This window comes from Streptomyces sp. NPDC050738 (assembly GCF_040654175.1).
Classification (GTDB): Bacteria; Actinomycetota; Actinomycetes; order Streptomycetales; family Streptomycetaceae; genus Streptomyces.
On record NZ_JBFAHN010000002.1, the window covers coordinates 255018 to 279988 of the forward strand.

Below are 24971 nucleotides of genomic sequence, written 5' to 3' on the forward strand. Positions count from 1 at the left end.
GGCCATCGACACCCCGGCGGTCACCGTCCAGGATGGCGGGTACACCTCCATGCGCCCCGCCGATCCGCCGGGAGACCGCCGTGAACGAGAACCGCGCGTATGCCTTCGAGGACCGGGCCGCCGAACATGAGCGGCTGCTCGCCCAGGCCAGGGTGTTCGAGCCGTTCACCCGCAGACTGCTCCTCGACGCGGGGCTCGCCCCGGGGATGCGCGTCCTCGATCTGGGCAGCGGCGCGGGGAGCGTCTCGCTCCTCGCAGCGGAGATCGTCGGCCCCAAGGGCTCGGTCGTGGGGATCGAACGCGACCCCGGGGGCGTCGCCCTCGCACAGCGGTACGCCGAGGACGCCGGATTCGGCCAGGTGGAGTTCCGCCAGGGCGACGTACAGACCCTCGAGGGAGTGGAGCCGGGATTCGACGCGGTCGTCGGACGGCTGGTCCTGATGTATCTGCCCGACCCGGCGGCCGCACTGCGCGAGGCCGCCGCGCGGACCTCCACCGGGGCCCCGGTCTGTATGCAGGAGGCCGACCTGTCGTACGTCTGGTCGACGGTGAGCAGCCCGCTGTGGGAGCAGTGCCGCGGCTGGTTCCACACGGCTCTGGAGAAGGCGGGCGCCGCGCCGCGCATGGGACTCGCCCTGCACGACGTCTACCGCGATGCCGGGCTGCCCGCGCCCCAACTGCGCCTGGAGGCAACCGTCGAGAGCGGCCCGGACGCGTCGGTATTCGGCTGGGCCAACGTCGTCATCGGCATACTCCCCCTCCTGGAGCGCCTGGGGATCGCCACCCGCGAGGAAGTCGGCCCGGCGACGCTCACCGACCGCCTCCGCGCGGAACTCCTCGACCAGGACGGGCTGCTGATCAGTCCGCTGATGATCGGGGCATGGAGCGAAACCTCGGCGTGATCGCCCCGCTCATCCGGCGGGCGCCGCCGTGCTCCCCCGTACGACCAGACGTGTCTCCACCAGCGTCGTGCCGCGCGCCGTCCCGCTCTCTCTGACCTGGCTCAGCGCCCCCTCGACACAGAGGCGGCCGACCTCGGCGAAGTCCTGGTGCACCGTGGTCAGCGGGGGCAGGAAGGAGCCGGACTCGGGAATGTCGTCGAAGCCGATGACGGAGACGTCCTCGGGGACTCTGCGGCCGCGCTCGTGCAGCGCGCGCAGCAGGCCGAGCGCCATCTGGTCATTGGCGGCGAACACCGCGGTGCAGTCGGCCTGTTCGGCGAGGACCAGGCCCGCGCGGTAGCCGGACTCCGCGGACCAGTCGCCGCGCACGGGCTGCGGGACCTCGCATCCCGACTCGGTGAGCACCGCACGCCAGGCGGCGGTCCTGCGTTCCGCGGCGTACGACTCCTCGGGGCCCGCGAGGTGGCGGACCGTACGGTGACCGAGGCCCAGGAGGTACTGGACGGCCGCGCGCGCCCCTCCCGCCTGGTCGGTGTCGACGACGGTGTAGCGGTCGCCCGCGTCGGAGTCCACGACCACCACCTTGACGTGCGGGGGCAGTTGGAGCCTGACCGCGTCGAGGAGGTGGACCTCCATGATGACGATGACGGCGTCGACGGCCAGTTCACCGAGGCGGGAGAACGCGCCGCGCACCTCGTCCTGGGTGGGGACGGCGACGGGGAGCAGGGTGACCGCGTAGCCCTCCTGTGCGGCGGCGGTCGCGATCCCCTCCAGGGTGCGGACGTTTCCCGTACTGGAGAGGGAGAAGGTGATGACGCCGATGGTGCGGAACTCGCCCCGCTTGAGGGCGCGCGCCGCACTGTTGGGCCGGTAGCCGAGCTCCTTCATCGCGGCGAGGACCTGACTGCGCGTCTCCTCGTTGACCCCGGGGAAGCCGTTCGACACCCGGGAGACCGTCTGGGACGAGACCCCGGCGAGCTGTGCGACGTCCGCCATGGAGGCGCTCTGCGAGCGGCGCCGGCCACGGGCCTTCACCTGCTCTCCGACACCGGCTTCCGCCGCTCCGCCGTCCGTTGTGTCCACCCGTGCCTCTTCCTGACCCTTGACCCTCGCCACCAGCGCAGTGTAGACATGCCGACACCGCATGTTTACGTAAACATAACAGCTGCCACCTGCATGCACGCAGAAATGTTTGCGTAAACACAAAGGGCATCACCCGCGAGAGCAGTTCGAGTGAGGGACCCCAGATGACGACGCTCCAACCGCCGGCCGCCGCAGTCCGGCACCCGGTCGAACCACCGGCGCGACGTGCGCGCCGCTCATGGGCGGGATGGGGGTTCATCGGCCCGTTCGTCCTCGTCTTCGTCCTGGTGTTCCTGGCGCCCCTCGCGTACTCGGTCTATCTCAGCCTCTTCAGGACCCAGCTCATCGGCGGCACCACCTTCGTCGGCCTGGACAACTACCAACAGGCTCTCCAGGACGGCCAGTTCTGGGACGGCGTCCTGCGCGTCGGACTCTTCCTCGCCGTCCAGGTCCCGATCATGCTGGGCATCGCCCTGCTCGTCGCGCTCGCGCTGGACAGCGGCCGGCTGTACGGCAAGGACTTCTTCCGGATCTCCGTCTTCCTCCCCTACGCGGTCCCCGCCGTCGTCGCCTCCCTCATGTGGGGCTTCATGTACGGAACCCGCTTCGGCCTGGTCGGCGACATCAACGACGCACTGGGCACCCAGCTGCCCAACCCGCTCTCCCCCGACCTCGTCCTGGCGTCGATCGGCAACATCGTCACCTGGGAGTTCGTCGGCTACAACATGCTGATCTTCTACTCCGCGCTGCGCGTCATCCCGCAGTCCCTCTACGAGGCCGCGGAGATCGACGGCGCGGGCCAGTGGCGCGTCATCTCGGCGGTCAAGCTGCCGGCGATCCGCGGCGCCCTCGTCATCGCCACGATCTTCTCGATCATCGGCAGCTTCCAGCTCTTCAACGAGCCCGCGATTCTGCAGAAGCTCGCACCGAACGCGATCACCACCGACTACACCCCGAACTACTACACCTACTCGCTGTCCTTCTCGGGCCAGCAGCACAACTACTCCGCGACGGTCGCCATCGTCATGGGCGTGATCACCATGGTCGTCGCCTACGTGGTCCAGCTGCGCGGCATGCGCAAGGAAGCGTGAGCGCCATGACCGTACCCACCACCACCGCCACCACCGAAAACGCACGGCCCGCGGTACGCCTCAGGTCCGCCGCCCCTCGCCTGCGAACACCGCGCCGCCGCCACCGTCCAGGACGGCCGAAGCGCAGCATCCTGCTCACCGTGCTCACCGGCGTCGTCCTGCTCTACAGCGTGCTTCCCCTGGTGTGGCTGCTGATCAGCGCCACCAAGACCCAGGGGGGCCTGGCGCGTTCGTTCGGCCTGTGGTTCGACAGCGACTTCGCGCTCTGGGACAACATCACCGAGACCTTCACGTACCAGGACGGCGTCTTCCTGCGCTGGCTGCTCAACACCCTGATGTACGTGGTGGTGGGCGCGGGCGGTGCGACCTTCCTCGCCGTACTCGGCGGATACGCGCTCGCCAAGTTCAAGTTCCCCGGCAGGCGCGCCGTGTTCGCGGTCGTCATCGGCGCGGTCGCGGTGCCCACCACGGCACTCGCGGTCCCCACCTTCCTGATGTTCAGCAAGATCGGACTGACCGACACCCCGTGGGCGGTCATCATCCCGTCGCTGATATCGCCGTTCGGCCTGTATCTGATGTGGGTCTTCGCCAGCGAGGCGATCCCCACCGAGCTGATGGAGGCCGCCCGGATCGACGGCGCGAGCGAGCTGCGCACCTTCTTCCAGGTCGCCCTGCCGCTGCTCGCGCCCGGTACGGTCACCGTCCTCCTCTTCACCACGGTCGCGACCTGGAACAACTACTTCCTGCCGCTGATCATGCTCAAGGACCCCGACTGGTACCCGCTGACCCTCGGCCTCGACGCCTGGAACAAACAGGCGGCCACCGCCGGTGGCGAGGCCGTCTTCAACCTGGTCATCACCGGCTCGCTCATCACCATCGTGCCGCTGATCGCCGCCTTCCTGCTGCTCCAGAAGTACTGGCAGTCCGGCCTCGCCGCCGGAAGCGTCAAGGAGTAGTCCCCGTACGGCAGTTCACCCTCACCCATCCCATTCCGGGCCCGACCACGAAGAAGTGGAAGCATCGCCATGCCCAAGAACACCACCGGCCGCCTGCTGCGCGGCGTAGGCATCCTCTCCGTCCTCGCCCTGGGGGCGACCGCCTGCGGCGGCTCCGACGACGACACCTCCAGCAACAAGCAGGTCGGTGCGGCCGACGTCCAGGCCGCGCTGAAGAAGGGCGGCACCGTGACGGTGTGGGCCTGGGAGCCCACGCTGAAGCAGGTCGCCGCCGACTTCGAGAAGAAGTACCCGAAGGTCCACATCAAGCTCGTCAACGCGGGCACGGGCAACGACCAGTACAAGGCGCTGCAGAACGCCATCTCCGCGAAGAAGGGCGTCCCCGACGTCGCGCAGATCGAGTACTACGCGCTCAGCCAGTACGCGCTCACCAAGGACGTGAGCGACCTCAAGCCGTACGGCGCCGACAAGCTGGCCTCCACCTTCTCGCCCGGCCCGTGGAACTCCGTGAAGGCGGGCGACGGCATCTACGGCCTGCCCATGGACTCGGGCCCCATGGCGCTCTTCTACAACAAGAAGGTCTTCGACAAGTACAAGATCGCCGTACCGACGACCTGGGACGAGTACCTCGACGCGGCCCGCACGCTCCACAAGGCGGACCCGAAGGCGTACATCACCAGTGACATGGGTGACGCCGGCCTGACCACCAGCCTGCTGTGGCAGGCGGGTTCGCACCCGTACAAGGTCGACGGGACGAAGGTCGGCATCGACTTCTCCGACGCGGGTGCCAAGAAGTACACGGACACCTGGCAGAAGCTCATCGACGAGAAGCTCGTCGCGCCCGTCTCGGGCTGGAGCGACGACTGGTACAAGGGCCTGGCCGACGGCACGATCGCCACGCTCCCCACCGGTGCCTGGATGCCCGCCAACTTCGTCTCCGGCGTGAAGGGCGCGTCGGGCGACTGGCGCGCGGCCCCGCTGCCGCAGTGGACCAAGGGCGAGACCGCCTCCGCCGAGAACGGCGGCAGCTCGCTCGCACTGCCCACGCTGGGCAAGAACAGGGAACTGGCGTACGCCTTCACGGAGTACGCCGACTCCGGCGCCGGTGTGCAGACCCGTATCAAGAACGGCGCGTTCCCCGCGACGACGAAGGACCTGAACTCCACGGAGTTCCAGAACACCGAATTCCCGTACTTCGGCGGCCAGAAGGCCAACCAGATCTTCGCCGAGTCCGCGAAGAACGTGCCCACCGACTGGAAGTACCTCCCCTTCCAGGTCTACGCCAACTCGATCTTCAACGACACCGTCGGCAAGGCCTACATCTCCGGCACCAAGCTGACCGACAGCCTCAAGTCCTGGCAGGACGCCTCGGTCAAGTACGGCTCGGAGCAGGGCTTCACCATCCAGAAGTAACCCGCCCCGGCTCCCCCTGTTCGCTCTTGGAAGGACCTGCATGACCTCCCCTCTCACCTCCCGTTTCCCGTATCCGGCGGGCAGCGACGGCAGCCGAAGGCTCGGCTACGGCGCGGACTACAACCCCGAGCAGTGGCCGCGGGAGGTGTGGGAGGAGGACGTCCTGCTGATGCGCGAGGCCGGGGTGAACACCGTCTCCCTCGCGATCTTCTCCTGGGCCAGACTCCAGCCGGACGCGGACAGCTGGGACTTCGGCTGGCTCGACGAGATCATGGACCTGCTGCACGCGGGCGGCATAGGCGTCGACCTGGCCACCGCCACCGCGTCCCCGCCGCCCTGGCTCACCGCAGCGCACCCGGAGATCCTGCCGGTGACCGCCTCCGGCGAGACGCTGTCGCCGGGGGCACGGCAGCACTGGCGGCCCACGTCGCCGGTGTTCCGTACCCACGCGCTGCGTCTGGTACGGGAGTTGGCGACCCGGTACGGCAACCACCCGGCGCTCGTCGCCTGGCACGTCAACAACGAGCTCGGCTGCCACAACGTCTACGACTTCTCCGACGACGCGGCCCGCGCCTTCCGCGGCTGGCTGCGCACCCGCTACACCACCCTCGATGCGCTCAACCACGCCTGGGGTACGGCCTTCTGGTCCCAGAGGTACAGCGACTGGGAGCAGATCCTGCCGCCCCGCCTGGCCGCATCGCACCCCAATCCGACGCAGCAGCTGGACTTCAAGCGCTTCTCCTCGGACGCGCTCAAGGACCATCTGCGCGCCGAGCGGGAGCTTCTGCGCGAGCTCACCCCGCAGACGCCCGTCACCACCAACTTCATGGTCATGCCGGGCACCAAGGGCATGGACTACGCCGACTGGGCCGATTCGGGCCTGGTCGACTTCGTCGCCAACGACCATTACGTCGTCCCCGGCCCCCAGGACCGCGACGAGCTGTCCTTCTCCGCCAACCTCACGAGCGGCATCGCGGGCCACCGCCCCTGGTTCCTGATGGAGCACTCGACGAGCGCCGTCAACTGGCAGCCCGTCAACACCCCCAAGCGCGCGGGGGAACTCGCCGGCGACTCGCTGACGCATGTCGCGCACGGCGCGGACGCGGTCTGCTTCTTCCAGTGGCGCCAGTCGGCCGCGGGCGCCGAGAAGTACCACTCGGCGATGGTCCCGCACGCGGGCCGGGACAGCGACCTCTTCCGCGCTGTCGTCGAACTCGGCGCCACACTCGATGCGTTGGCGCCCATCGCCGGGTCGGTCCGCGAGCAGGCCCGGGTGGCGATCCTCTTCGACTGGGACTCCCGGTGGGCCTCCGAGCAGGACTCCCACCCCACCTCCCTGCTGGACTACCACCAGGAAGCCCTGGACTGGTACTCCGCCCTCCTCGCCCTCGGCATCCGCTGCGATGTCGTCACCCGCCACGCCGGCGACCTCTCCGCGTACGACGTCGTGATCGCGCCCGTCCTGCACGTGGTGCCCGCGGCCCTCGCCAAGGATCTGACGCGCTACGCCGAGGGCGGCGGCCACCTGGTCACCACGTACTTCTCCGGGGTCGTCGACGAGAACGACCACATCTGGCTCGGCGGCTATCCCGGCGCCGTGCGCGATCTCCTCGGCATCCGCATCGAGGAGTTCGGCCCGCTGCCCGACGGTGAGAGCGTCGCCCTCGACGACGGCACGTCCGGCACCCTGTGGAGCGACCGAATCACCCGGACCGGACCTGACGTCGAGGTCCTCGCCCGCTACAGCACCGGCCTGTACGCGGACCTCCCTGCGGTCACCCGCCGCACCACGGGCTCCGGCTCGGCCTCGTACGTCTCCACCCGGCTGGGCGCCGAAGGCCTCACCGCACTGCTGCCCAAGCTCCTCGCCCCGGCCGAGGTGGTCAGCGAACTCCCGGCATCCGCACGGGGGTTGGTGGAGACCGTGGTCCGCAGGGACGACACCCACCGCTATCTCTTCCTGATCAACAGGAGCGAGGCTCCGGTCGGGCTTCCCGAGCTGTCCGGGGACGTCCTGACGGGCAGCGCACCCACCGTGGCGCCCGGATCCGTGACCGTCCTGCGCCAGCCCCTCCACTGACCGGCGACGCTCCAGGACCGAAGGCCGCCCGGCACGCGAAGGACATCGCGTGCCGGGCGGCCGTGCGTCCGGGGGTGCCCCGACCGGCCCGCCCGGGTGGCCGCCGTTCCCGCGCTGACCGACGCTGAGGTCTGATCATGGCCGTCGTCCGCGCACGCACCGGGGAGCCCCCGCATGAGCGTCACCTCCAGCATCGGGAGCAGGCCCCCGGCCCGCATCGGCGCGCTGATGGCCGCCCTGCTCGCCGCGAGCTTCGCCTTCCAGCTCAACGCGAGCATGCTCAGCCCCGCGCTGACCACCATGGCGGACGAGCTGCACACCAGCTCCTCCACGATCGGCTTCACCCAGACGGCCTTCTTCACGGCCGCCGCGCTCTTCTCCCTCTTCCTGCCGCGCCTCGGCGATCTCATCGGCCGCCGAAAGGTCCTGGCCGGGATGATGGCGCTGATGGCGGTCGGCTGTGTGATCTCCGCCCTCGCCACGTCCGTCGGGGTCCTCGCGGTCGGCCGTGTCATCCAGGGCGCATCGGGACCGACGATTCCGCTGGCCCTGATCATGCTGCGGGTCGAGGTCGCCGACCCCAAGCGGTACGGCACCCTGCTCGGCGTCATCACCGCGATCAACGGCGGCATCGCGGGCATCGACTCGTTCGTCGGCGGCTATCTGGCCGACCACCACGGCTATGCCTCGATCTTCTGGACGATGGCCGTGGTGGCGGTCGTCGCCACCCTGCTCGTCCACTTCCTGGCCCGTGAGTCCCGGGCGGAGGAGACGCCGCATATGGACTGGCCGGGTGTGGCCGTGCTCGTCGTCTCCGTCGGCGCCCTGCTCATCGCCTTCAACGAGGCCGGCAAACTGGCCGACGCGAACTGGTCGCTCGCCGTCGGCCTGACCGTGCTCGCCGCCGTCGCCTTCTGGGTGTTCTGGCGCATCGAGGCCCGTACGGCTCAGCCGCTGGTCGCCACACGTCTCCTCAAGCGCCGTGCCACCTGGTCGATCCTGCTGTGCACGATGCTGACCATGACCGGTGTGTTCGCCATCATGAACGGCCTCCTCCCCGCCTTCGCCCAGGACTCCACGGCTGGTCTCGGGCTCGGCGCGGAGGGCTCCACCTGGTGGACCCTGACGCCCTACGCCCTGGCCGGTCTCGCCATGGGGCCCGTCGCCGGACGTCTGGCCTCGACGATGGGGTACGGCCGTATCCTGCGCATCGGCCTCGTCGCCACGGCACTCGCCACCGCACTGGCCCTGCTCGCCCTGTCCGCAGGCTCCCCCGGCCTGCTCCTGACGGTGTCGATCCTGCTCGGTGTCACCTACGCGGGCACCGCGAACATCATGCTCAACGGCCTGGGCATCGTCCTCTCGCCCCGCGAGAACCCCGGCTTCCTGCCCGGCCTGAACGCGGGCTGCTTCAATCTGGGCGCCGGCCTCAGCTTCGTCGTCCTGTACGCGGCCATGGATGCCGTCACCCCCTCCTCGCCGTCGTCGGTGGCCGGCTACAGCGCAGGGGTCATCACCGGCCTCGTCCTCATCGTGGCGGCGCTCTGCGCCTCCCTCCTCATCCCGAAGCCTGTGGAGGCAGAGGCCCCGGACCCCCATCGAGCATGAACCGGCAGTTGCGCCATACGACGAACAGCACACAGCCGGGCAGCACGGCCAGACCTAGCAGCGGTGCCTGGTTGACGAGCAGCAGCGCCGCAGCCATCAGGACGAGATTCATCAGGGCGAGCAGCCCGTGCCTGACCACCGCGTAGGGCGCGAGCAGGAAAATCCGCATCCCGGAGTCGTCGCTCTGCGCCCGGTGGGCGAGGGCGACGGTCCAGGAGAGTGCCATCAGGAGCGCGAGGACCGCGGCCATCGGCACAAGTGCCGCGCCCACAGGGGTGGTTCGCATCACCACGACATCGGTGACGGCTGCGGTCGCCACCAGGAGGAAAGGCACCGAGACCCTTAGCGCAGGTCCGTAGAGCCGTCGGTAGGCGCGGCCGAACCGTCGCATGCGGGCGTCCCCGTCCTCTGCCGTATCCGCGAAGAAGGCGAAGGCGGCAGCGACGGAGGGGCCCGGGAGCAGGAGCAGCAGCGGCCCGAACAGCACGGGGTGGCGCCAGGGTTGATGCCAGACCTGCAGCGCGGCCAGCAGCGGGAGGTTGGCCAGCGCGACCCCCAGATTGACGATCAGGATGCGCTGGACGTGGGACCAGATGAGTTCCCAGGAGCTGTGGGCGACGTTGAGCCGCAGCCGTGCGCCCTGGGCGGGAGCGGAGGCGCGTGCACTGCTCATGTCCTCGCCCCCTCAGCCCTTGACGCCGGTGGTGGCGATGCCGCGTACGAAATAGCGCTGGCCGAACAGGAAGATCACCAGGATCGGCAGCACGGACAGGGCCGAACCCGTCATCATCATCGCGTACTCGGCGTCGTACTGGCCGATGAAGGCGCGCAGGCCCAACTGCACGGTCCACAGGCTGTTGTCCGTCAGATAGATGAACGGGCCCATGTAGTCGTTCCAGGTGTTCACGAAGGTCAGCAGCGCGAGGCTGGCGAGGGCCGGCTTGGAGAGCGGAAGGATGATCCGTGCCCAGATGCCGTACTCGCTGAGCCCGTCGAGGCGGGCCGCCTCGCTGATCTCGTCGGGGATCGTCAGATAGAACTGGCGCATCAGAAAGACACCGAACGCGCCGAACGCCTGGAGCAGGATCAGGGAGAGGTGGGTGTTCACCAGGCCCAGCTTCTGCATGATGACGTACTGCGGGATCATGTACGCCTGCCAGGGCACCGCGATGGTGGCGATGTACCCGGCGAACAGCAGATCCCGGCCGGGGAACCTGATCTTCGCGAAGCCGTAGGCCGCGAAGCTCCCGGTGAGCACCTGGAGAAAGGTGATCACCACGCTGAGGAAGAGCGAGTTGCCCAGATAGGCGGCGAACGGGACCCGGGTCCAGATACTGCTGAAGTTGGACCACTGGAACTGTTCGGGGATCCACTGGATGGGCACGGTGAACACGTCGCGGTCGGCCTTGACCGACGAGATCAGCATCCAGAAGAACGGCAGCAGCACCGCGCAGGCCACCGCGATCAGCATCAGATAGAGGGCGATCCGGCCTGCCGTCCTCGCCACGCCCCGCCCGGGGCGGACCTGGCTCCGCGCGGGCCCCGAGGACGGGGACGCGGTCGTACCTGCGCCGTCCTTGCGCAGCACAGTGGTGTTCATCGCTCGCTCCTTCGCTGCCACTGGAACTGGACTGCCGTGACCACCAGGCAGATCAGGAAGAGCGCGAGGGAGACCGCCGAGGAGTAGCCGAAGCGCCCCTGGGTGATGCCCTCGCGGAAGATCAGCTGCGAGAGCACCAGGGTGGAGCGGCCGGGTCCGCCCTCGGTCATGACCTGCACCAGGTCGAAGATCTTGAAGCTGGAGACCGTGAGCATCACCAGGACGAAGAAGGTCGTGGGCCGCAGGCACGGCAGGGTGACGTGCCAGAACCGCTTCCAGGGACCGGCCCCGTCCACCCGCGCCGCTTCGTACAGTTCGGCCGGGACGGTCTGCAGGCCGGCCAGGAAGAGCACCATGTAGTAGCCCATGTCCCGCCACACACTGGTCATGATCAGCGCGGGCATCGCCCAGTCCTGGGAGCTGGTCCAGCCGGGCGGGTGGGCGATGCCGATGGAGTGCAGGAACTGGTTGACCGGGCCGGTCTCGGGGCTGAGCAGCATGTTCCAGACCACTGCGACGGCCACGAGCGAGGTGACGTACGGGAAGAAGAACGCGGTCCGCAGGATGCGGACACCGCGCAGTTTCTGGTTGAGCAGGACGGCCAGTCCCAGGGACGCCCCCAGGGTGAGGGGGATGTGGCCGGCCGCGTAGTAGCAGGTGTTCTGCAGCGCGGCCCAGAAGTTGTCGTCGTCCCACATGCGCCGGAAGTTGGCGAACCCCACCCAGTTCGGGGAGCTGTAGGAGTCCCAGTCGGTGAAGGAGATCGCGAACGCACCGATGATCGGGACCAGGGTGAGGGCCGCGAATCCCAGGAAATTGGGGAGGATGAAACTCCAGCCGATCAGCGTGACGCGTCGGCGCCTGCGCCGTGCAGCGGCGCCGTGCGCCGCGGAGCCGGTCCGCGGCGACTTGGTGACCGCACTGCTCACTTGACTTCGCTCTTCACGCGGTGGTCCATCTCCTTGATGCCCGCGTCGATGGACTTCTCGCCGCTCATCACCAGTTCGTGCTCCTCCTTGAGGATCTGGTCGACGTCGGACGACTTGTCGCTGACCGGCATTTCGAGCTGCACCGTCGTCGGCTCCATGGCCTTGCGGGACGCCGCGTCGTTCGGCATGCCGCTGACGGAGAAGAAGGTGTCCAGGATCTTGCTGCTGCTGTACGCGGGGACGACACCGATCTTCGCGATCGCGGCGGCGCCCCCGGGCCCGGCGGCCCAGGTCACGAACTTCTGTGCCGCATCGGCGTTGTGCGCCTTCTTGTTGACCGCGAAGGCGGTCGGCGATCCGAAGGTGACCGTCTTGCCGTTGTCGTCGACCTGCGGCATCGGCGCCATGCCCCAGTCGACGGGGTTCTTGCCCTGCGCCTTCTCCTGGAGGAGCGTGGCCGCCCACCAGGTGCCCATCGGGACCATGGCCGCCTTGCCGGTGGTGAGCTGCGAGTCGTAGGTGATGTTCTGGCTGGAGGCGGTGGAGAACGGCAGGGCCGCCTTGGCCTTCTGCAGGTCGAGCGCGATCGTGTACTGGTCCTTCATGAAGGCGTAGTCGCCGCCGAGCTGGTCGCCGCCGGTCTGCGCGGAGGCGATCGCCTGGACCACGGAGCGCCAGGTGTGCTGGTAGGTGCCGTAGACCTTGTCGGCGCCTGAGCCCTTGGTGAACTGCTTGCCCAGCTGCTCGTACTGGGCCCAGGTCAGATGGGACATGTCGGTCTTGCCGACCAGTGCCTTGTTGTAGAAGAGGGCCCAGAAGTCCTGGCGGTAGGGCAGGGCGTAGTACTGGCCCTTGATGTCGAAGGTCTTGAGCCCCGCGTACGACGCCTGGTCCAGCTTGGCGGCCTGGTCGGTGAGCGGCTTGAGCTGGCCGCGGGTGGCGTAGCGGGCGTAGTCGGTGACGTTCTTCATGGTGAGGATGTCGGTGGTGTCACCGCCCGCCAGCATCGTGGTGATCTTCTCGGGGTAGTTGTCGGCGAGGATGTCGACCGGCTGGATGTCGATGTCGGGGTTCTGGGCCTCGAATCCGTCGATCAGCGCTTTGAACTCGGGGGTCTTGTCGTAGTTCCAGAGCGCGAGCTTGACGACGGTCTTCCCGTCGGACGAGCCGCTGTTGCTCGTACCGCTGGCGTCGCAGCCGGTGAGGACCAGGCTCACGGCCACGGCCAGGGTTGCTGTGCCGGCAAGGTTCTTCTTCAGTCTCATCTGGGCGGCTCTCCTTTGAGCTCTCGGCAGTGCATGAGGGGCGTGAAGGGGACGGGGGGTGGCTCGGTGCGGAGGGGAGCAGGTCAGGCGCTCAGGCCCAGCGCCCAGCTCTCCGCGGTGATCTCTGCTTGGAGGGGCTGACGGGCGACCCAGCGGGACAGCTCGTCGAGTACGTGGTCGGTGAGGCGGCCGATCTCGCTGCCGAGGGATCCGGCGATGTGCGGCGTGATCATCACCTGGGCCGGCTTGCGCAACGCTGCGTCGGCGGGCAGCGGTTCGGGGTCGGTGACGTCGAGGATCGCGAACAGCCGGCCGGAGGCGCACTCCGCGGCCAGCGCGTCGGAGTCGACGAGCGAGCCGCGGGCGGTGTTGACGACCGTCGCGAAGTCGGGCAGCCGGCTCAGTTCAGCGGCGCCGATCAAGTGGCGGGTCTCGGTCAACTCAGGGGCGTGCACGGACAGTACGTGCACCTGCGGGAGCATCTCGTCGAGCGGGACCAGCGTCGCGCCGGCCCGGCGCACCTCGTCCGGATCCGCGTACGGGTCGGCCACCAGGCAGGTGGTGCCGCGCAGCACCTGGAGCAGTTCGACGACCTGCCTGCCGATCCGTGAGAAGCCGACGATCCCCACGGTCCGCTCGAAGTTGGACAGGTCCCCGTAGCCGGTGACCGATCCCCAACCGCCGTACGCGCGCTGCTTGTCGGCGGCGAGGAACGGCGCCTTCTTCCCCGCGAAGATGATCGCGGCGAGGGTGTATTCGGCCACCGGGACGGCATTGGCGTCCGCGGCGCTGGTCACCCGGATCCCCCGGCGCCACACCTCCTGGCCGACCAGGCCCCGTACGCTTCCCGCGCAGTGCAGCACGGCCTTCAGCCGGGGCGCTGCCGCCAGCCGTACGGGGGTGAGTGCGGGCGCACCCCAGGAGGTGATGAGCACCTCGGCGTGTGCCAGTCGTTCGCGCGACGGGGCGGAGTCGAGCTCATCGGTCCAGCAGGGGTCGTCGAGCGACACCGTCTCCGCCAGGCGCTTCAGCCGTGCACGGTCGAAGTGCCCCTCGAAGCTGGATCTGCTCATCACGACCAGAGCGCGGGCCTTGGTCTGCATGGGGTGCGTGCTCCTCCGACTCGTGGCAGTTGCCCCCTGGGCAGATGCCGTTCATGTTTCCGACGAGTTCCGGCCAGAACACGCTGAGTCAGAGATAGTGGTCGCGCGCACAAAACCACTAGAGCTCGAACAGGCATGAAACAATCCGATCACATTCGAACATCGCGCCGGTGCTCCGCACCCGCCGGGAGGAGAGCCTCATGGGGGATGAGCAACTGTTCGCCCTGCAGCGCAGGGAGAAGCTCATGGACCGGCTGCGCCTGCACGGCGCCGTTCGCGTACGCGAGCTCGCAAAGGATCTGTCGGTCAGCGAACTGACGATCCGCCGCGACATCGCCGCCCTGGCCGGACGGGGGCTGCTGACCCGGGTCCACGGCGGAGCCACGCTGCCGTCCTCGCTCGACCAGCCGCCGGCGCGGCGCCGCCGACCCGCCGGGCCCGCTTTCACGATCGGGATGGTCGTCCCCTCGCTGGACTTCTACTGGCCGCAGATCGTCAGCGGCGCACGCAACGCGGCAGCCGCGCACGGAGTCAACGTCCAGCTGCGGGGCTCCAGTTATGACCAGGCCGAGGACCGCCGGCAGATTGTCCGGCTGACCGAATCAGGACAGGTGCAGGGGCTGCTGCTCGCGCCCAACCTGGAAGGTCCCGGTATGCACGAGATGATCGACTGGATCGGCCGGCTGCCGGTCCCGGTCGTACTCGTGGAACGCCGGACCCCGCAGTGGACACCCACCCCGTCCCAGCTCGAATGGGTGCGCAGCGACCACGCGGTGGGCGTGGAGATGGCGGTGCGCCACCTCCATGGACTCGGCCACCGCCGTATCGGCCTCGTCCTGTCGAAGGGCAGCCCCACCTCGGCCCACCTCGCGGTGGGCTGGGATCGTGCCTGCGCCGCACTCGGTCTGCCCGCCGACTTCCTGATACGCGAGAGCGTCGCGCTCGACGTCCCCGGGCACCGCCGGATCATCGCCGACATCCTCGACAGGTGCCGGCGCACCCGTATCACCGCACTGATCGTGCACAGCGACCCCGACGCCCTCTCGGTGGTCCAGTACCTGACCGAACAGGGAGTCCGCGTCCCCGACGACCTGGCGCTCGTGAGCTACGACGACGAGGTCGCCCACCTCGCCGATCCGGCGATCACGGCCGTGCGACCCCCCAAGACCCTGGTGGGCCGCACAGCCGTCGAGGTGATGCTGGCACGGCTGCTCGAAGGGAGCCGACGGCCCGCTCAACGCGTCTCGATCCTCCCGGAGTTGCAGATCCGCTCCTCGTCGCTCCCGGGTTCGGTGCCGATACCGCCGAGACCCCGCTGACCGCACTCTTGACGGATCCGGGGCCGTGCGCTTTTTATCGATACAAACAGCCTCGGCGCGCACCGGCCTCATGTCGCGCCTCCCGCCCTTCGGAGTCCTCGTGCCCCAAGTCACCGCAGTCATCAACCTGGACCTCCCGGGGCCGACGATCAGCCGTCACCTCTACGGCCACTTCGCCGAGCATCTCGGCCGCTGCATCTACGGCGGCTTCTGGGTCGGCGAGGACTCGGAGATACCCAACGAGGGCGGCATCCGACTCGACGTCGTGGAAGCCCTGCGCGCGCTGAACATCCCCAACCTGCGCTGGCCGGGCGGCTGTTTCGCCGACGAATACCACTGGCAGGACGGCATCGGGCCACGCGAGCAGCGGCCCAGCATGGTCAACACGCACTGGGGCAACGTCGAGGAGAACAACCACTTCGGCACCCATGAGTTCATGGCCCTGTGCGAACTGCTGGGCGCCGAGCCGTACATCAACGGCAACGTCGGCAGCGGCACCGTCCGGGAGATGAGCGAGTGGGTCGAGTACCTCACCCGCGACGGCGACAGCCCCATGGTGCGCCTGCGCAAGGCCAACGGGCGCGAGGAGCCGTGGCGCGTGAAGTACTGGGGCATCGGCAACGAGACCTGGGGCTGCGGCGGCAACATGCGCGCCGAGTACTCCGCCGACCTGGCCCGGCAGTACGCCACGTACTGCCGCGACCACGGCGACAACACGCTCTACCGCATCGCCTCGGGCGCCAGTGACGCCGACTACAAGTGGACCGAAACGCTGATGCGGCAGATCAGTTGCTTCGGCTGCGAGGCCACCCCGAAGAACTTCTTCCAGGGCATCTCCGTGCACCACTACACGCTGTCGGGGCCCTGGGAGAAGAAGGGCAGCGCCCTGGACTTCGACACGGACGACCACTACCGGACGATGGCCGCCGCACAGCACATGGACCGGATCCTCACCGGTCACTCCACGGTCATGGACGTCTACGACCCGCGCCGCACGGTCGGCCTGGTCCTCGACGAGTGGGGCACGTGGTGGGACGTCGAGCCGGGCACCAACCCCGGTTTCCTGTTCCAGCAGAACGCGCTGCGCGACGCACTGGTCGCGAGCACCCACTTCGACGTCTTCCACCGGCACGCCGCCCGGCTGCACATGGCCAACATCGCCCAGACCGTGAACGTCCTGCAGGCCATGGTTCTCACCGACGGCGACGCGCTGGTGCTCACCCCGACGTACCACGTGTTCGAGATGAACAAGGGGCACCAGGACGCCACTTCGCTCGCCGTGCACGTGCGCGGCGCCGACATCTCCCGCCGGGTGGGAGACGTGGACCTGACCACCGTGTCCGCCTCGGCCAGCGTCAAGGACGGAAGGGTCCTCGTCTCGCTGACCAATCTGGACGCCGACGAGCCCGCCGAGCTCACCCTCGACCTGCGCGGCGGCACGCTCGGCGAGCTGGAGGCCCGGCTGCTGACCGCCGACGCACTGCAGGCGCACAACACCGCCGACACGCCGGCCGCGGTGGCCCCTCGTCCCTTCGACGCGCTGAAGACCACCGACCAGGGCCTGACCCTGACGCTGCCACCGCATGCGTTCCTGACGCTGAGCGGGCTGCTGAGCTGACCACCCCGCAGACGATGACGACACTCAAGGACGTGGCCGAGGCGGCCGGTGTCTCGGCGATGACGGTCTCCAATGTCATCAACGACCACCCCCATGTGCGCCCGGCCACCCGCACACGGGTCCTCGCGGCGATGGCCCGCCTCGACTACCGGGTCAATGTGGCCGCCCGCAACCTCCGCACGGGCCGCACCGGCGTCATCGGCCTCGCCGTCCCCGAGGTGAACGCCACCTATTACGGTCTGCTCGCCACCGCCATCATCGCCGCGGCCGAGCGGCGCGGTCTGCGGGTGTGCATCGAGCGGACCGGCGCACGTACGGAGAACGAGCTGGCGGCGCTGTCCCGGTCCAGGAACCGGCTGTACGACGGCCTCATCCTCACCACTGTGGGCCTGGGAACCCGCGATGCGCAGCGGCTCAAAGCGGACCTTCCGGTGGTGCTCCTGGGCGAGCGGATCTTCGGCGGCCCCGTGGACCATGTCGCCATGCCCAACGTCGACGCCTCCCGGGCGGCCACCCACCACCTCATCGAACGGGGATGCCGCCGCATCGCGTTCCTGCGCGGTACGGTCGGCGACACCCCCGAGGACGTCGATGTCTCCAGCCTGCGACAGGCCGGCTACCGGCAGGCATTGCGCGACGCCGGCCTGCCCCTCGACGCGAGCCTGGAACAGTGCCTGCCGTCGTTCACCATGGCCGCCGGAGCCGAGCTCGCCCGGACCATGGCCGGCGAACGCCTCGACTTCGACGGTGTGTTCTGTGTGACCGACACCGTGGCCATGGGCGTGCTGCGCGGCCTGGCCGACGCGGGAGTGCGCGTTCCACAGGACGTCAAGGTGATCGGTTTCGACAACGTCGACGAGAGCGCGTACCTCGTCCCTTCCCTGTCCACCGTCGCCCCTGACCACACCATGATGGCCGAGCGGGCGGTCGACTTCCTGGTCCGCCGGATCGAGAACGAGGGGGACATGGCCGCCCCGGAGGAGTTCATCGCCCCGTACACCGTGGTGGTGCGTGAGTCGACCGAGGGGCGATGATTCCGCTGCTGCTTGCTCAGCCTCGGCCTCAGCCTCGGCCTCAGCCTCGGCCTCAGCCCGCGAATTCCACCTCCGCAGCGGCGACGGTGCCGGCCGTACGACCGGGCGCCGCCTGGTGGCTCCAGTACAGGTTCGTATGGGCGATGACCAGATCCGGCGTCGGAGAGCCGTACTCGGTGCGGTCCCCCGTGGTGTGCGCGTCACCGACGAGCGTGACGTCGTACCCACGGGTGAAAGCGCCGTGCAGTGTGGACCGGATGCAGGCGTCGGTCTCCGCACCGGCGACGAAGAGCCGGCCCACGCCCAGCCCTCCGAGCACCTTCTCCAGATCCGTGTCCTCGAAGGCGTCGCCGTAGTTCTTGTGCACCACGGTCTCCGTCGGCCGCACGACCAGTTCGGGAACGAACTCCCATTCCTTGCTGCCCCGTTCGAGACCCTCGTCGGAGTGCTGGACCCAGACGACAGGGACGCCCTCGGCCCTCGCCTTGTCCGCGAGGGCCGCGATCCGGCCCACGATCGCATCCCGGTCGTAGGCCGATGCGACCACGTCGTTCTGCACATCGATGATGACAAGTGCGGTGCTGGGGCGGTCGGGAAGTGTGGTCATGGCCGGCAGATCTCCTCGGTCGCATTCCGCGGAACGGGCTTCGTGCTCCGTCCGTCGGCCTCCACCGTAGAACCTGCCTCTGACAACGGCCGGTTCAGCGCTAGCGCACCGGAATCAGCAGCGGGCCGTCTCCCTCCGCCCGCGGTCCGAAGATCCGCCGCTCCCCCTCCGTGATCCGTACGTCGTTGATGCTCGCCTCGCGCCGCCGCATCAGCCCCTCCGGTGTGAACTCCCACAGCTCGTTGCCGTAGCTGCGCCACCACTGACCGGCCGTGTCGTGATGCTCGTACTGGAAACGGACGGCGATCCGGTCGTCCGTGTACGACCAGAGTTCCTTGCGCAGCGCGTAGTCCAGCTCGCGCTCCCACTTCTCCCGCAGGAACTCGGTGATCTCCTTGCGTCCTTCGACGAACCGGTCCCGGTTCCGCCAGACCGAGTCCTCGGTGTAGGCGAGTGCGACCTTTTCCGGGTCGCGGGTGTTCCACGCGTCCTCGGCGGCCTGGACCTTGCGTCGCGCGGACTCCGCGTCGAACGGCGGAAAGGGCGGCTTGCTCATCGGTGTCTGCTCCTCATCGGTGTCTTCCGTGTCTTCTGCAAGGCGAACGCACGGAAGATCGCATTCCTTACCTTGACCCTCACGTGCGGGTGAGGAGTTACCTTCCGGTCGCCGCTCCGCACCACGGCGGGGCACCGTCCTGGAGGTCGTGTCATGTCGTTGCCGTCCGTAGGCCGCACGGTTCAGCTCGTCCAGCGCTCGGAGGCGGTGCCGGGGCCCGCGGACCTCACCGTGGCCGAGACCCCGGTGGAGCGGCCCGCGGCCGGTCAAGTCCTGGTCCGCAACCGGCACTTCCTGGTGTTCGCCGGGCTGATGACGCTGATCAAGGGGGAGGTGGAGGACGCACCCCTCCCTCCGCTGAAGCCGGGTGATGCGCTGTTCGGCCCGGCCGTCGGCGAGGTCGTGGCGACCGGCCCCGGGGTGTCCGGGGTCGCGACCGGTGACCTGGTCTCCCATCTCGTGGGATGGCGGGAGTACGCGGTGGTCGACGCGGATGCCGTACGCCTCGTACCGGACGGCCACCCCGACCCGGTGGCGTTCCTGTCCACGGCATCCGCCGCGTACGGGTCGCTCACGCGGCTCGCACGGTTGCGGAAGGGAGAGACCGTTCTGGTCACCGGGGCGGCGGGCGGGGTCGGTTCGCTGGCCGGACAAGTGGCGCGGCTCCTCGGAGCGGGCCGGGTGGTGGGCACCACCCGTACGCCGGCCAAGGCGGAACGACTGCGCGCGGAGCTGGGGTACGACGCGGTCGTCGTCCCCGGTGCGGACCTCGGCCGGCAGCTCGCCGAGGCCGCACCCGAGGGGTATGACGTGGTGATCGACAACGTCGGGGGCGCACAGCTCTCGGCCGCGCTCGTACAGGCCAGGCAGGGTGCGCGCGTGGTGGTGGTCGGAGCGCTGTCAGGTCAGTCCGATCCGGCGGTGGAGCCCGGCACCTCACCGGCCACGATCGACACCTTCGCACTCATCAGCCGGTCGGTCTCCCTGCTCGGCTACCAGACATTCGACCACCCCGGGGTCGAGGAGGAATGGCAGGAACGCTTCGCCGACTGGCTGCGCACCGGTGAGATCGCCTACCCCCGGGTGGTCATCAGCGGCATCGATCGGGCGCCCGGAGCGTTGCAGGAGCTGTACGGGGGCCACCACTTCGGGACCCTGATCGTCGAGGTCTGAGCAGACCCGACGAACCGAGCGAGAGGACGTGCCCGGATGCGCATCGGAGACGCGGCAGCCGCCGCGGGCACCACACCACGCGCCCTGCGCTTCTACGAGGAGCGCGGTCTGCTGCCGGCACCGCGCCGTACGGCCACGGGACAGCGGCTGTATTCCGGGGCGGACGTGGCCCGGATCCGGGCCGTCCGCTGGCTCCTCGGCAACGGCCTCACCGTGGAGGACGTACGCGCCTGCGCCGACCGTCTCGATGTGCTGATCGCCGACCCGGAGCGGCGCTGCACCGCGTCGGCTCCGGGAACCGCCTCGGGCGTCGTACAGAGCCGTGTCGATGCGCTCGACGCGGAGATCGCCCGGCTGACCGCCCTGCGCGACCGGCTGTCGACCCATCTCGCCCCGGCGGTCACGCCGAGCGCGACGCCGGCGTCCGTCGTGCGGTGAAGGTCTCCCCCCTCGACCGGGATTCGCGTACCAAGGGGTGCTGCTCGCCCGCCAGCCAGATCCGGTCCTCGTGGTCCACCTGACAGCCGAACCGTTCGGGCAGGCCGCGCAGATACGCGACGGCGGCCGCGGTGAGGCGGATCCGGCCGGATCCGAGGCGCGTGAGCCCGTCCGGCCCGAGGAGAGCGGTGAGCCGGGCGAGATGACGGCGGGGCAGGTCGGCGAGATAGACGGTGGTCGAGCCCGTGGCCAGTTCCATGGCCTGCAGAACGTCTCCGTAGTAGGCGTGGCGCAGGACGGCGTGCACGGCCGACTCGACGCTGAACAGCCCTGAGCCGACCTGGTCGCAGGCGAAGATCCGGCCGGGGCGTGCCCTGGCGTAGGCGAACCAGGTTCCGGCGCGGGAAGGGAGGGCGTAACCGATCGGATAGCCGCCGGGAAGCCCGTCCTCCAGGCACACGTAAACGATCTCGGCGGCATCGCTGCGCTCCTGCGTGAGGTGAAGTCCGCGCTGTCGCAGCAGCGTTGCAAGATGTCCATCGACAACTGTCATGTGCGGATGCCTTTCACGAGTCGGGGCGGCGACCGCTCCCCCAGGCGGCCGCCGCACTTGCACACGCTGACGGAAGACGCTGCAATACCCATGAAATCTTGATGATGTGTGTGGTGGGACGGGGGATGCTGAGTGGGCGGGGGATCTCGGCAGCGGCTGCGGTTCGCGGTGCTCGGACCGGTGCGGGCGTGGCGCGACGGCGCACCGCTGAACCTCGGGCCGGTCAGGCAACAGGCCGTGCTGGCCGCACTGTTGCTGCGCCCGGGGCGGCTGGTGAGTCGTGAGCAGTTGCTCGACGCGGTCTGGGGCGACAGCCCGCCGGGGTCCGGCCACAAGGTGCTGCCCAGTTACGTCTACGCGGTGCGCAGGTCACTCGACGAGGAAGGAGTCGGACCCGCCGCGTCCCTGATCCGCGGAGAGCGCGGCGGCTACCGCTTCGCCGGGGACGGGACCCTGCTCGATGTGACGGAACTCGGCGCACTGGTCGAGGGCGCCGGGCGCGTGCGGGCTGTCGGGGACCTGGCCGCCGCGGCCGCTCAACTGGCTTCTGCACTGGGCCTGTTCACCGGTGAACCGCTGGCCGGCCTGCCGGGACCGTACGCCGCCGCCGAACGACAGCGGCTTCTGCAGCGCCTGCAGACGATCCGTATCGAGCGGGTCGACTGCCTGGTGCGACTCGGCCGGCACACGGATGCGCTCGACGAACTCGCCGAGACGAGCGGCTCCGGCCCGTACGACGAGTCGCTGCTTGCCCTGCGCATGCGCGCGCTGTACGGGTGCGAGCGCCAGGCCGATGCCCTCACCGCCTACCAGGAGATGCGCATCCGCCTGCGGGACGACCTCGGTGTCTCCCCGGGCGAGGAGCTCCGCCGGGTCCACGACGCGGTGCTGCACCAGGACGCCGCCGGTCTCGCCGGTCCGGCCCCGGCGCCCCCTCCCCGAGACGCTCTCCCCGTACCTGCCGAACTGCCGCACGTCACCCCGGGGTTCGCGGGACGCGTCGACGAACTCGCCCGGCTGGACGCCATGCTGTCACCGCACCCCGGCCGGATACCGGACAACACCGTGGTCATCTCCGCCATCGGGGGCACCGCGGGCATCGGCAAGACCGCCCTCGCGGTGCACTGGGCCCACCAGGTCCGTGAGCGCTTCCCGGACGGCCAGCTGTACGTGAACCTGCACGGCTTCGACCACGAGCGGAAGCCGCTGGAGACCGGTGAAGCCTTCGAACTGCTCCTGCGCAGCCTGGGGTCGGAGGCCTCGCAGATCCCCGCGGACACCGAGGCGCAGGCACGGGCGTACCGCACGCTGACGGCCGGCCGCCGGCTTCTCGTCCTGCTGGACAACGCCGCTTCGGCCGAACAGGTGCGCCCCCTGCTGCCCGGCAGTCCGACCTGCTGCGTCGTCGTCACCAGCCGCAACCGGCTCGGGGACCTCGTGGCCAGGGACGGCGCGCGGGCCCTGCCGCTGGACACCTTGCAGCCGGACGAGGCACGCACGCTGCTGAGCACGGCTCTGGGCGCGGACCGGCTCGCCGCGCAGCCGCAGGCGGCCGACCGGCTGATCGAGCTCTGCGGCGGTCTTCCGCTGGCGCTGCGGGTGGCCGCCGCCCGGCTCGCCGGGGATCCGGGGCTGGGCCTGGACGATCTGGTCGCGGACATGTCCGAGGGCAGCCGGCTCGAGGCCCTCGACCTCGACGGCACCGTGAACTCCCCGCTGCGGATGGCCTTTTCCGTGTCGTACGACGTGCTCGCGCCCGAGGCGCAACGGCTGTTCCGGCTGCTCGGCCTGTTTCCCGGGGCGGAGTTCACCGCGCAGGTCGCGGCCGCCCTGCTCGCCATCCCTCCGGCGCGGGCCAGGCGGCTGCTCGGGGCGCTGGCCGCCGCCCATCTGATCGACCCGGCCGCGGCGGGCCGCTACCGCTTCCACGACCTCCTGCGGGAGTACGCGCGGGAGTGCGCGCGGGCGGAGGAGACGGCGACGGACCGCGACGCGGCGCTGGAACGTGTCCTGAGCTGGTACGTGCATGCCACGCGCGCCGCCGCCGACACCGGTTTCTTCCCCGAGCCGCCCGATGCCTTCGGACCCGTGGAGCAGTCGGCCCTTCCGTCCGCCGCCGAAGCCGGGCGGTGGCTGGAGGCGGAGCGGGCCAATCTGCTCGCAGTGATCCACCACGCGGGCCTCCACGGCCGCCACCCGGTCGCCGCACATCTGCTCTCCGCCCTGTTCGGCTACATCTGGCTCCATGTGCCCCGCGCGACGTGGAAGTCCCTCGCGCGAACCGCGCTGGCTCCGGCCGTGGCGGCGGGAGACCTGACCGGCCAGGCCGTCGCCCACAGCTGCCTCGGCATCATCGAGTGGGACCTGGGACGCCCCGGGAAGGCGGCGGACCACTGCACGCGGGTCCTGGAGATCGGCCGCGAGCTCGACTGGCCCGCGGCGGAGGCCATGGCCCTCGGCGTCAGCGGCTTCGTGGACTGGAGCACGGCACGCCTGGACCGCGCGCACGAGCGGCTGACCGCCGGTATCCGGATCACCGACGCCATCGGAAACCGCCACTTCGAGACCTTCGGGCTGCTCGGCCTCGGGATGACCGCACGCGACCTGGGACGGCTGCCGGAGGCCGCTGGACACCTGGAGCGGGTCATCAGCCGCAACGCGCAGACGAGTTGGTGGGACGACAGCCTGGCGCTGCAGGTCCTGGGCTGGGTCCACTGGGAACTCGGCCGCTTCACCGACGGCCTCGACATCCTGGCCCCCAAGGTGAACGCCGACGACGGCGGCGGCTATCGCAACGGCCGCGCGATGATGCTGGACGCCGCCGCGAAGATCCATGTGGAGCTCGGCCGGTACGACGAGGCCCTGGCGCTGGCGGACCGGGCCTTCGCCATGGTCGGGGACCCGGGCCGGCCATGGATGCAGTCCAGCGTCCTGAACACCGTGGCCGCCGCGCACCGGAATCTGTCCCGGTGGGACACGGCGCTGCAGGCCGACACGGAGGCTCTGGCCCTGGCCCGCGCGGCACGATTCCGCCGCGCCGAGGCGGACAGCCTCATGGGGCTCGCCCTCACCCACCGCCGCCGCGGCCACCACCTGGAGGCCCGCCGGTCCGCCGAGGAGGCGCTGCATCTGTCCCGCGCGTACGGATTCCGTGTGGTGGAGGGTCAGGCCCTGACCGTCCTGAGCGCCGCGGCGCGCTCCGAATCGGCGTACGCCACGGCCCTGGAGTTCGGCAGCGAGGCCCTCACCATCCAGCGGGAGACCGGCCACCGCCTGGGCGAGGCCCGCGCTTTGACGGCCCTGGCCCACGCCGAACGGGCGACCGACGGTACTGCCGCGGAACTCCTGCGACAGCAGGCAGCGGAGATCTACGCGCAGGTGGGCGCACTGGCGCAGGCCCACCGGGACCTCGAGTGGTGATCAGGCGTCTCCACGAAGAAACCCCTGGTCGGTGAATCGACCAGGGGTTTTTCCTAAGTGTCCGAGGGGGGACTTGAACCCCCACGCCCGATAAAGGGCACTAGCACCTCAAGCTAGCGCGTCTGCCATTCCGCCACCCGGACAAGGTGTCTGTCGTTCGCGGCGTGTTCCCCGCGGCGACATGGAAAACAATACCAGGGGTTCGGGGTGGGCTTCACCTGCA

Annotated in this window: 21 protein-coding genes and 1 tRNA gene; 12 read left to right on the plus strand and 10 right to left on the minus strand. The window is 69.5% G+C overall.

Translation table 11 applies throughout. The features are described from left to right. Positions 1–80 precede the first annotated feature (80 nt). Positions 81–902 (plus strand): methyltransferase domain-containing protein, encoded by an 822-nt coding sequence (locus AB0H78_RS05430; RefSeq protein ID WP_363232918.1) that lies wholly within the window; start codon positions 81–83, stop codon positions 900–902. 9 nt (positions 903–911) lie between these two features. Here the strand turns inward: AB0H78_RS05430 and AB0H78_RS05435 are convergent, their stop codons facing one another. Continuing rightward, positions 912–1898 carry a LacI family DNA-binding transcriptional regulator gene (locus tag AB0H78_RS05435; RefSeq protein ID WP_363233429.1) on the minus strand — a complete coding sequence of 329 codons (987 nt, stop codon included), beginning with the start codon at positions 1896–1898 and terminating at the stop codon, positions 912–914. 251 nt (positions 1899–2149) lie between these two features. On the opposite strand from AB0H78_RS05435, the gene AB0H78_RS05440 reads away from it, so the two are divergent. From AB0H78_RS05440 to AB0H78_RS05460, 5 genes are all read left to right on the plus strand, one after another. After that, positions 2150–3076 (plus strand): sugar ABC transporter permease, encoded by a 927-nt coding sequence (locus AB0H78_RS05440; protein WP_363232919.1) that lies wholly within the window; start codon positions 2150–2152, stop codon positions 3074–3076. A gap of 5 nt (positions 3077–3081) precedes the next feature. After that, complete coding sequence (locus tag AB0H78_RS05445; RefSeq protein WP_363232920.1) at positions 3082–4032, plus strand: carbohydrate ABC transporter permease; 951 nt, start codon at positions 3082–3084, stop codon at positions 4030–4032. 69 nt (positions 4033–4101) lie between these two features. Then, positions 4102–5445: a sugar ABC transporter substrate-binding protein gene (locus AB0H78_RS05450; protein ID WP_363232921.1), complete on the plus strand. Its 1344-nt coding sequence runs from the start codon at positions 4102–4104 to the stop codon at positions 5443–5445. 40 nt (positions 5446–5485) lie between these two features. After that, positions 5486–7525, plus strand: a complete 2040-nt coding sequence (locus AB0H78_RS05455; protein ID WP_363232922.1) for a beta-galactosidase — start codon at positions 5486–5488, stop codon at positions 7523–7525. Between the two features lie 174 nt (positions 7526–7699). Then, positions 7700–9133 (plus strand): MFS transporter, encoded by a 1434-nt coding sequence (locus AB0H78_RS05460; protein ID WP_363232923.1) that lies wholly within the window; start codon positions 7700–7702, stop codon positions 9131–9133. Here AB0H78_RS05460 and AB0H78_RS05465 read toward each other — a convergent pair. From AB0H78_RS05465 to AB0H78_RS05485, 5 genes are all read right to left on the minus strand, one after another. Then, complete coding sequence (locus AB0H78_RS05465) at positions 9084–9806, minus strand: hypothetical protein (protein ID WP_363232924.1); 723 nt, start codon at positions 9804–9806, stop codon at positions 9084–9086. The genes AB0H78_RS05460 and AB0H78_RS05465 overlap by 50 nt on opposite strands. Positions 9807–9818: 12 nt before the next feature. Then, a complete protein-coding gene (locus AB0H78_RS05470) occupies positions 9819–10733 on the minus strand; it encodes a carbohydrate ABC transporter permease (protein WP_363232925.1) in 915 nt (304 codons plus the stop codon). Continuing rightward, the gene (locus AB0H78_RS05475) at positions 10730–11662 is read right to left on the minus strand and encodes a sugar ABC transporter permease (RefSeq protein ID WP_363232926.1); all 933 of its coding nucleotides are present in this window, start codon (positions 11660–11662) and stop codon (positions 10730–10732) included. Before AB0H78_RS05475 ends, AB0H78_RS05470 begins: the two co-directional genes overlap by 4 nt. Beyond that, the gene (locus AB0H78_RS05480) at positions 11659–12927 is read right to left on the minus strand and encodes an extracellular solute-binding protein (protein WP_363232927.1); all 1269 of its coding nucleotides are present in this window, start codon (positions 12925–12927) and stop codon (positions 11659–11661) included. The genes AB0H78_RS05475 and AB0H78_RS05480 overlap by 4 nt, the downstream gene beginning before the upstream one ends. An 83-nt stretch (positions 12928–13010) precedes the next feature. Then, positions 13011–14030, minus strand: a complete 1020-nt coding sequence (locus AB0H78_RS05485; RefSeq protein WP_363232928.1) for a hydroxyacid dehydrogenase — start codon at positions 14028–14030, stop codon at positions 13011–13013. A 200-nt stretch (positions 14031–14230) separates the two neighbouring features. Here AB0H78_RS05485 and AB0H78_RS05490 point away from each other — a divergent pair, with 200 nt between their 5' ends. The 3 genes from AB0H78_RS05490 (at position 14231) to AB0H78_RS05500 (ending at position 18001) form a co-directional block, all read left to right on the plus strand. Beyond that, complete coding sequence (locus tag AB0H78_RS05490; RefSeq protein WP_363232929.1) at positions 14231–15349, plus strand: substrate-binding domain-containing protein; 1119 nt, start codon at positions 14231–14233, stop codon at positions 15347–15349. 100 nt (positions 15350–15449) lie between these two features. Next, positions 15450–16967: an alpha-L-arabinofuranosidase C-terminal domain-containing protein gene (locus AB0H78_RS05495; protein ID WP_363232930.1), complete on the plus strand. Its 1518-nt coding sequence runs from the start codon at positions 15450–15452 to the stop codon at positions 16965–16967. A gap of 14 nt (positions 16968–16981) precedes the next feature. Next, on the plus strand, positions 16982–18001 hold the full coding sequence (locus tag AB0H78_RS05500) for a LacI family DNA-binding transcriptional regulator (RefSeq protein ID WP_363232931.1): 1020 nt from the start codon (positions 16982–16984) through the stop codon (positions 17999–18001). 52 nt (positions 18002–18053) lie between these two features. Here the strand turns inward: AB0H78_RS05500 and AB0H78_RS05505 are convergent, their stop codons facing one another. Then, on the minus strand, positions 18054–18608 hold the full coding sequence (locus tag AB0H78_RS05505; protein ID WP_363232932.1) for an isochorismatase family protein: 555 nt from the start codon (positions 18606–18608) through the stop codon (positions 18054–18056). Positions 18609–18708: 100 nt separating this feature from the next. After that, positions 18709–19164, minus strand: coding sequence for a nuclear transport factor 2 family protein (locus AB0H78_RS05510; RefSeq protein WP_363232933.1), 456 nt, complete (start codon positions 19162–19164; stop codon positions 18709–18711). Positions 19165–19317: 153 nt separating this feature from the next. Here AB0H78_RS05510 and AB0H78_RS05515 point away from each other — a divergent pair, with 153 nt between their 5' ends. Both AB0H78_RS05515 and AB0H78_RS05520 read left to right on the plus strand, forming a co-directional pair. Further along, a complete protein-coding gene (locus AB0H78_RS05515; RefSeq protein WP_363232934.1) occupies positions 19318–20337 on the plus strand; it encodes an NADP-dependent oxidoreductase in 1020 nt (339 codons plus the stop codon). Positions 20338–20373: 36 nt separating this feature from the next. Then, positions 20374–20775 (plus strand): MerR family transcriptional regulator, encoded by a 402-nt coding sequence (locus AB0H78_RS05520; protein WP_363232935.1) that lies wholly within the window; start codon positions 20374–20376, stop codon positions 20773–20775. Here the strand turns inward: AB0H78_RS05520 and AB0H78_RS05525 are convergent. Next, complete coding sequence (locus AB0H78_RS05525; RefSeq protein ID WP_363232936.1) at positions 20738–21328, minus strand: hypothetical protein; 591 nt, start codon at positions 21326–21328, stop codon at positions 20738–20740. The two genes, AB0H78_RS05520 and AB0H78_RS05525, sit on opposite strands and share 38 nt — an antisense overlap. A 132-nt stretch (positions 21329–21460) precedes the next feature. Here AB0H78_RS05525 and AB0H78_RS05530 point away from each other — a divergent pair, with 132 nt between their 5' ends. Beyond that, positions 21461–24748: a BTAD domain-containing putative transcriptional regulator gene (locus AB0H78_RS05530; protein WP_363232937.1), complete on the plus strand. Its 3288-nt coding sequence runs from the start codon at positions 21461–21463 to the stop codon at positions 24746–24748. 58 nt (positions 24749–24806) lie between these two features. Here AB0H78_RS05530 and AB0H78_RS05535 read toward each other — a convergent pair. Then, a tRNA-Leu gene (locus AB0H78_RS05535) sits at positions 24807–24891 on the minus strand. Positions 24892–24971: the final 80 nt, after the last annotated feature.

Bases quoted from the DNA above. Each gene is read 5' to 3' on its own strand.
- AB0H78_RS05435 (WP_363233429.1), bottom strand. From the start codon at position 1,898: ATGGCGGACGTCGCACAGCTCGCCGGGGTCTCGTCCCAGACGGTCTCC.
- AB0H78_RS05440 (WP_363232919.1), top strand. From the start codon at position 2,150: ATGACGACGCTCCAACCGCCGGCCGCCGCAGTCCGGCACCCGGTCGAA.
- AB0H78_RS05445 (WP_363232920.1), top strand. From the start codon at position 3,082: ATGACCGTACCCACCACCACCGCCACCACCGAAAACGCACGGCCCGCG.
- AB0H78_RS05450 (WP_363232921.1), top strand. From the start codon at position 4,102: ATGCCCAAGAACACCACCGGCCGCCTGCTGCGCGGCGTAGGCATCCTC.
- AB0H78_RS05455 (WP_363232922.1), top strand. From the start codon at position 5,486: ATGACCTCCCCTCTCACCTCCCGTTTCCCGTATCCGGCGGGCAGCGAC.
- AB0H78_RS05460 (WP_363232923.1), top strand. From the start codon at position 7,700: ATGAGCGTCACCTCCAGCATCGGGAGCAGGCCCCCGGCCCGCATCGGC.
- AB0H78_RS05465 (WP_363232924.1), bottom strand. From the start codon at position 9,806: ATGAGCAGTGCACGCGCCTCCGCTCCCGCCCAGGGCGCACGGCTGCGG.
- AB0H78_RS05470 (WP_363232925.1), bottom strand. From the start codon at position 10,733: ATGAACACCACTGTGCTGCGCAAGGACGGCGCAGGTACGACCGCGTCC.
- AB0H78_RS05480 (WP_363232927.1), bottom strand. From the start codon at position 12,927: ATGAGACTGAAGAAGAACCTTGCCGGCACAGCAACCCTGGCCGTGGCC.
- AB0H78_RS05485 (WP_363232928.1), bottom strand. From the start codon at position 14,030: ATGCAGACCAAGGCCCGCGCTCTGGTCGTGATGAGCAGATCCAGCTTC.
- AB0H78_RS05490 (WP_363232929.1), top strand. From the start codon at position 14,231: ATGGGGGATGAGCAACTGTTCGCCCTGCAGCGCAGGGAGAAGCTCATG.
- AB0H78_RS05500 (WP_363232931.1), top strand. From the start codon at position 16,982: ATGACGACACTCAAGGACGTGGCCGAGGCGGCCGGTGTCTCGGCGATG.
- AB0H78_RS05505 (WP_363232932.1), bottom strand. From the start codon at position 18,608: ATGACCACACTTCCCGACCGCCCCAGCACCGCACTTGTCATCATCGAT.
- AB0H78_RS05510 (WP_363232933.1), bottom strand. From the start codon at position 19,164: ATGAGCAAGCCGCCCTTTCCGCCGTTCGACGCGGAGTCCGCGCGACGC.
- AB0H78_RS05515 (WP_363232934.1), top strand. From the start codon at position 19,318: ATGTCGTTGCCGTCCGTAGGCCGCACGGTTCAGCTCGTCCAGCGCTCG.
- AB0H78_RS05520 (WP_363232935.1), top strand. From the start codon at position 20,374: ATGCGCATCGGAGACGCGGCAGCCGCCGCGGGCACCACACCACGCGCC.
- AB0H78_RS05525 (WP_363232936.1), bottom strand. From the start codon at position 21,328: ATGACAGTTGTCGATGGACATCTTGCAACGCTGCTGCGACAGCGCGGA.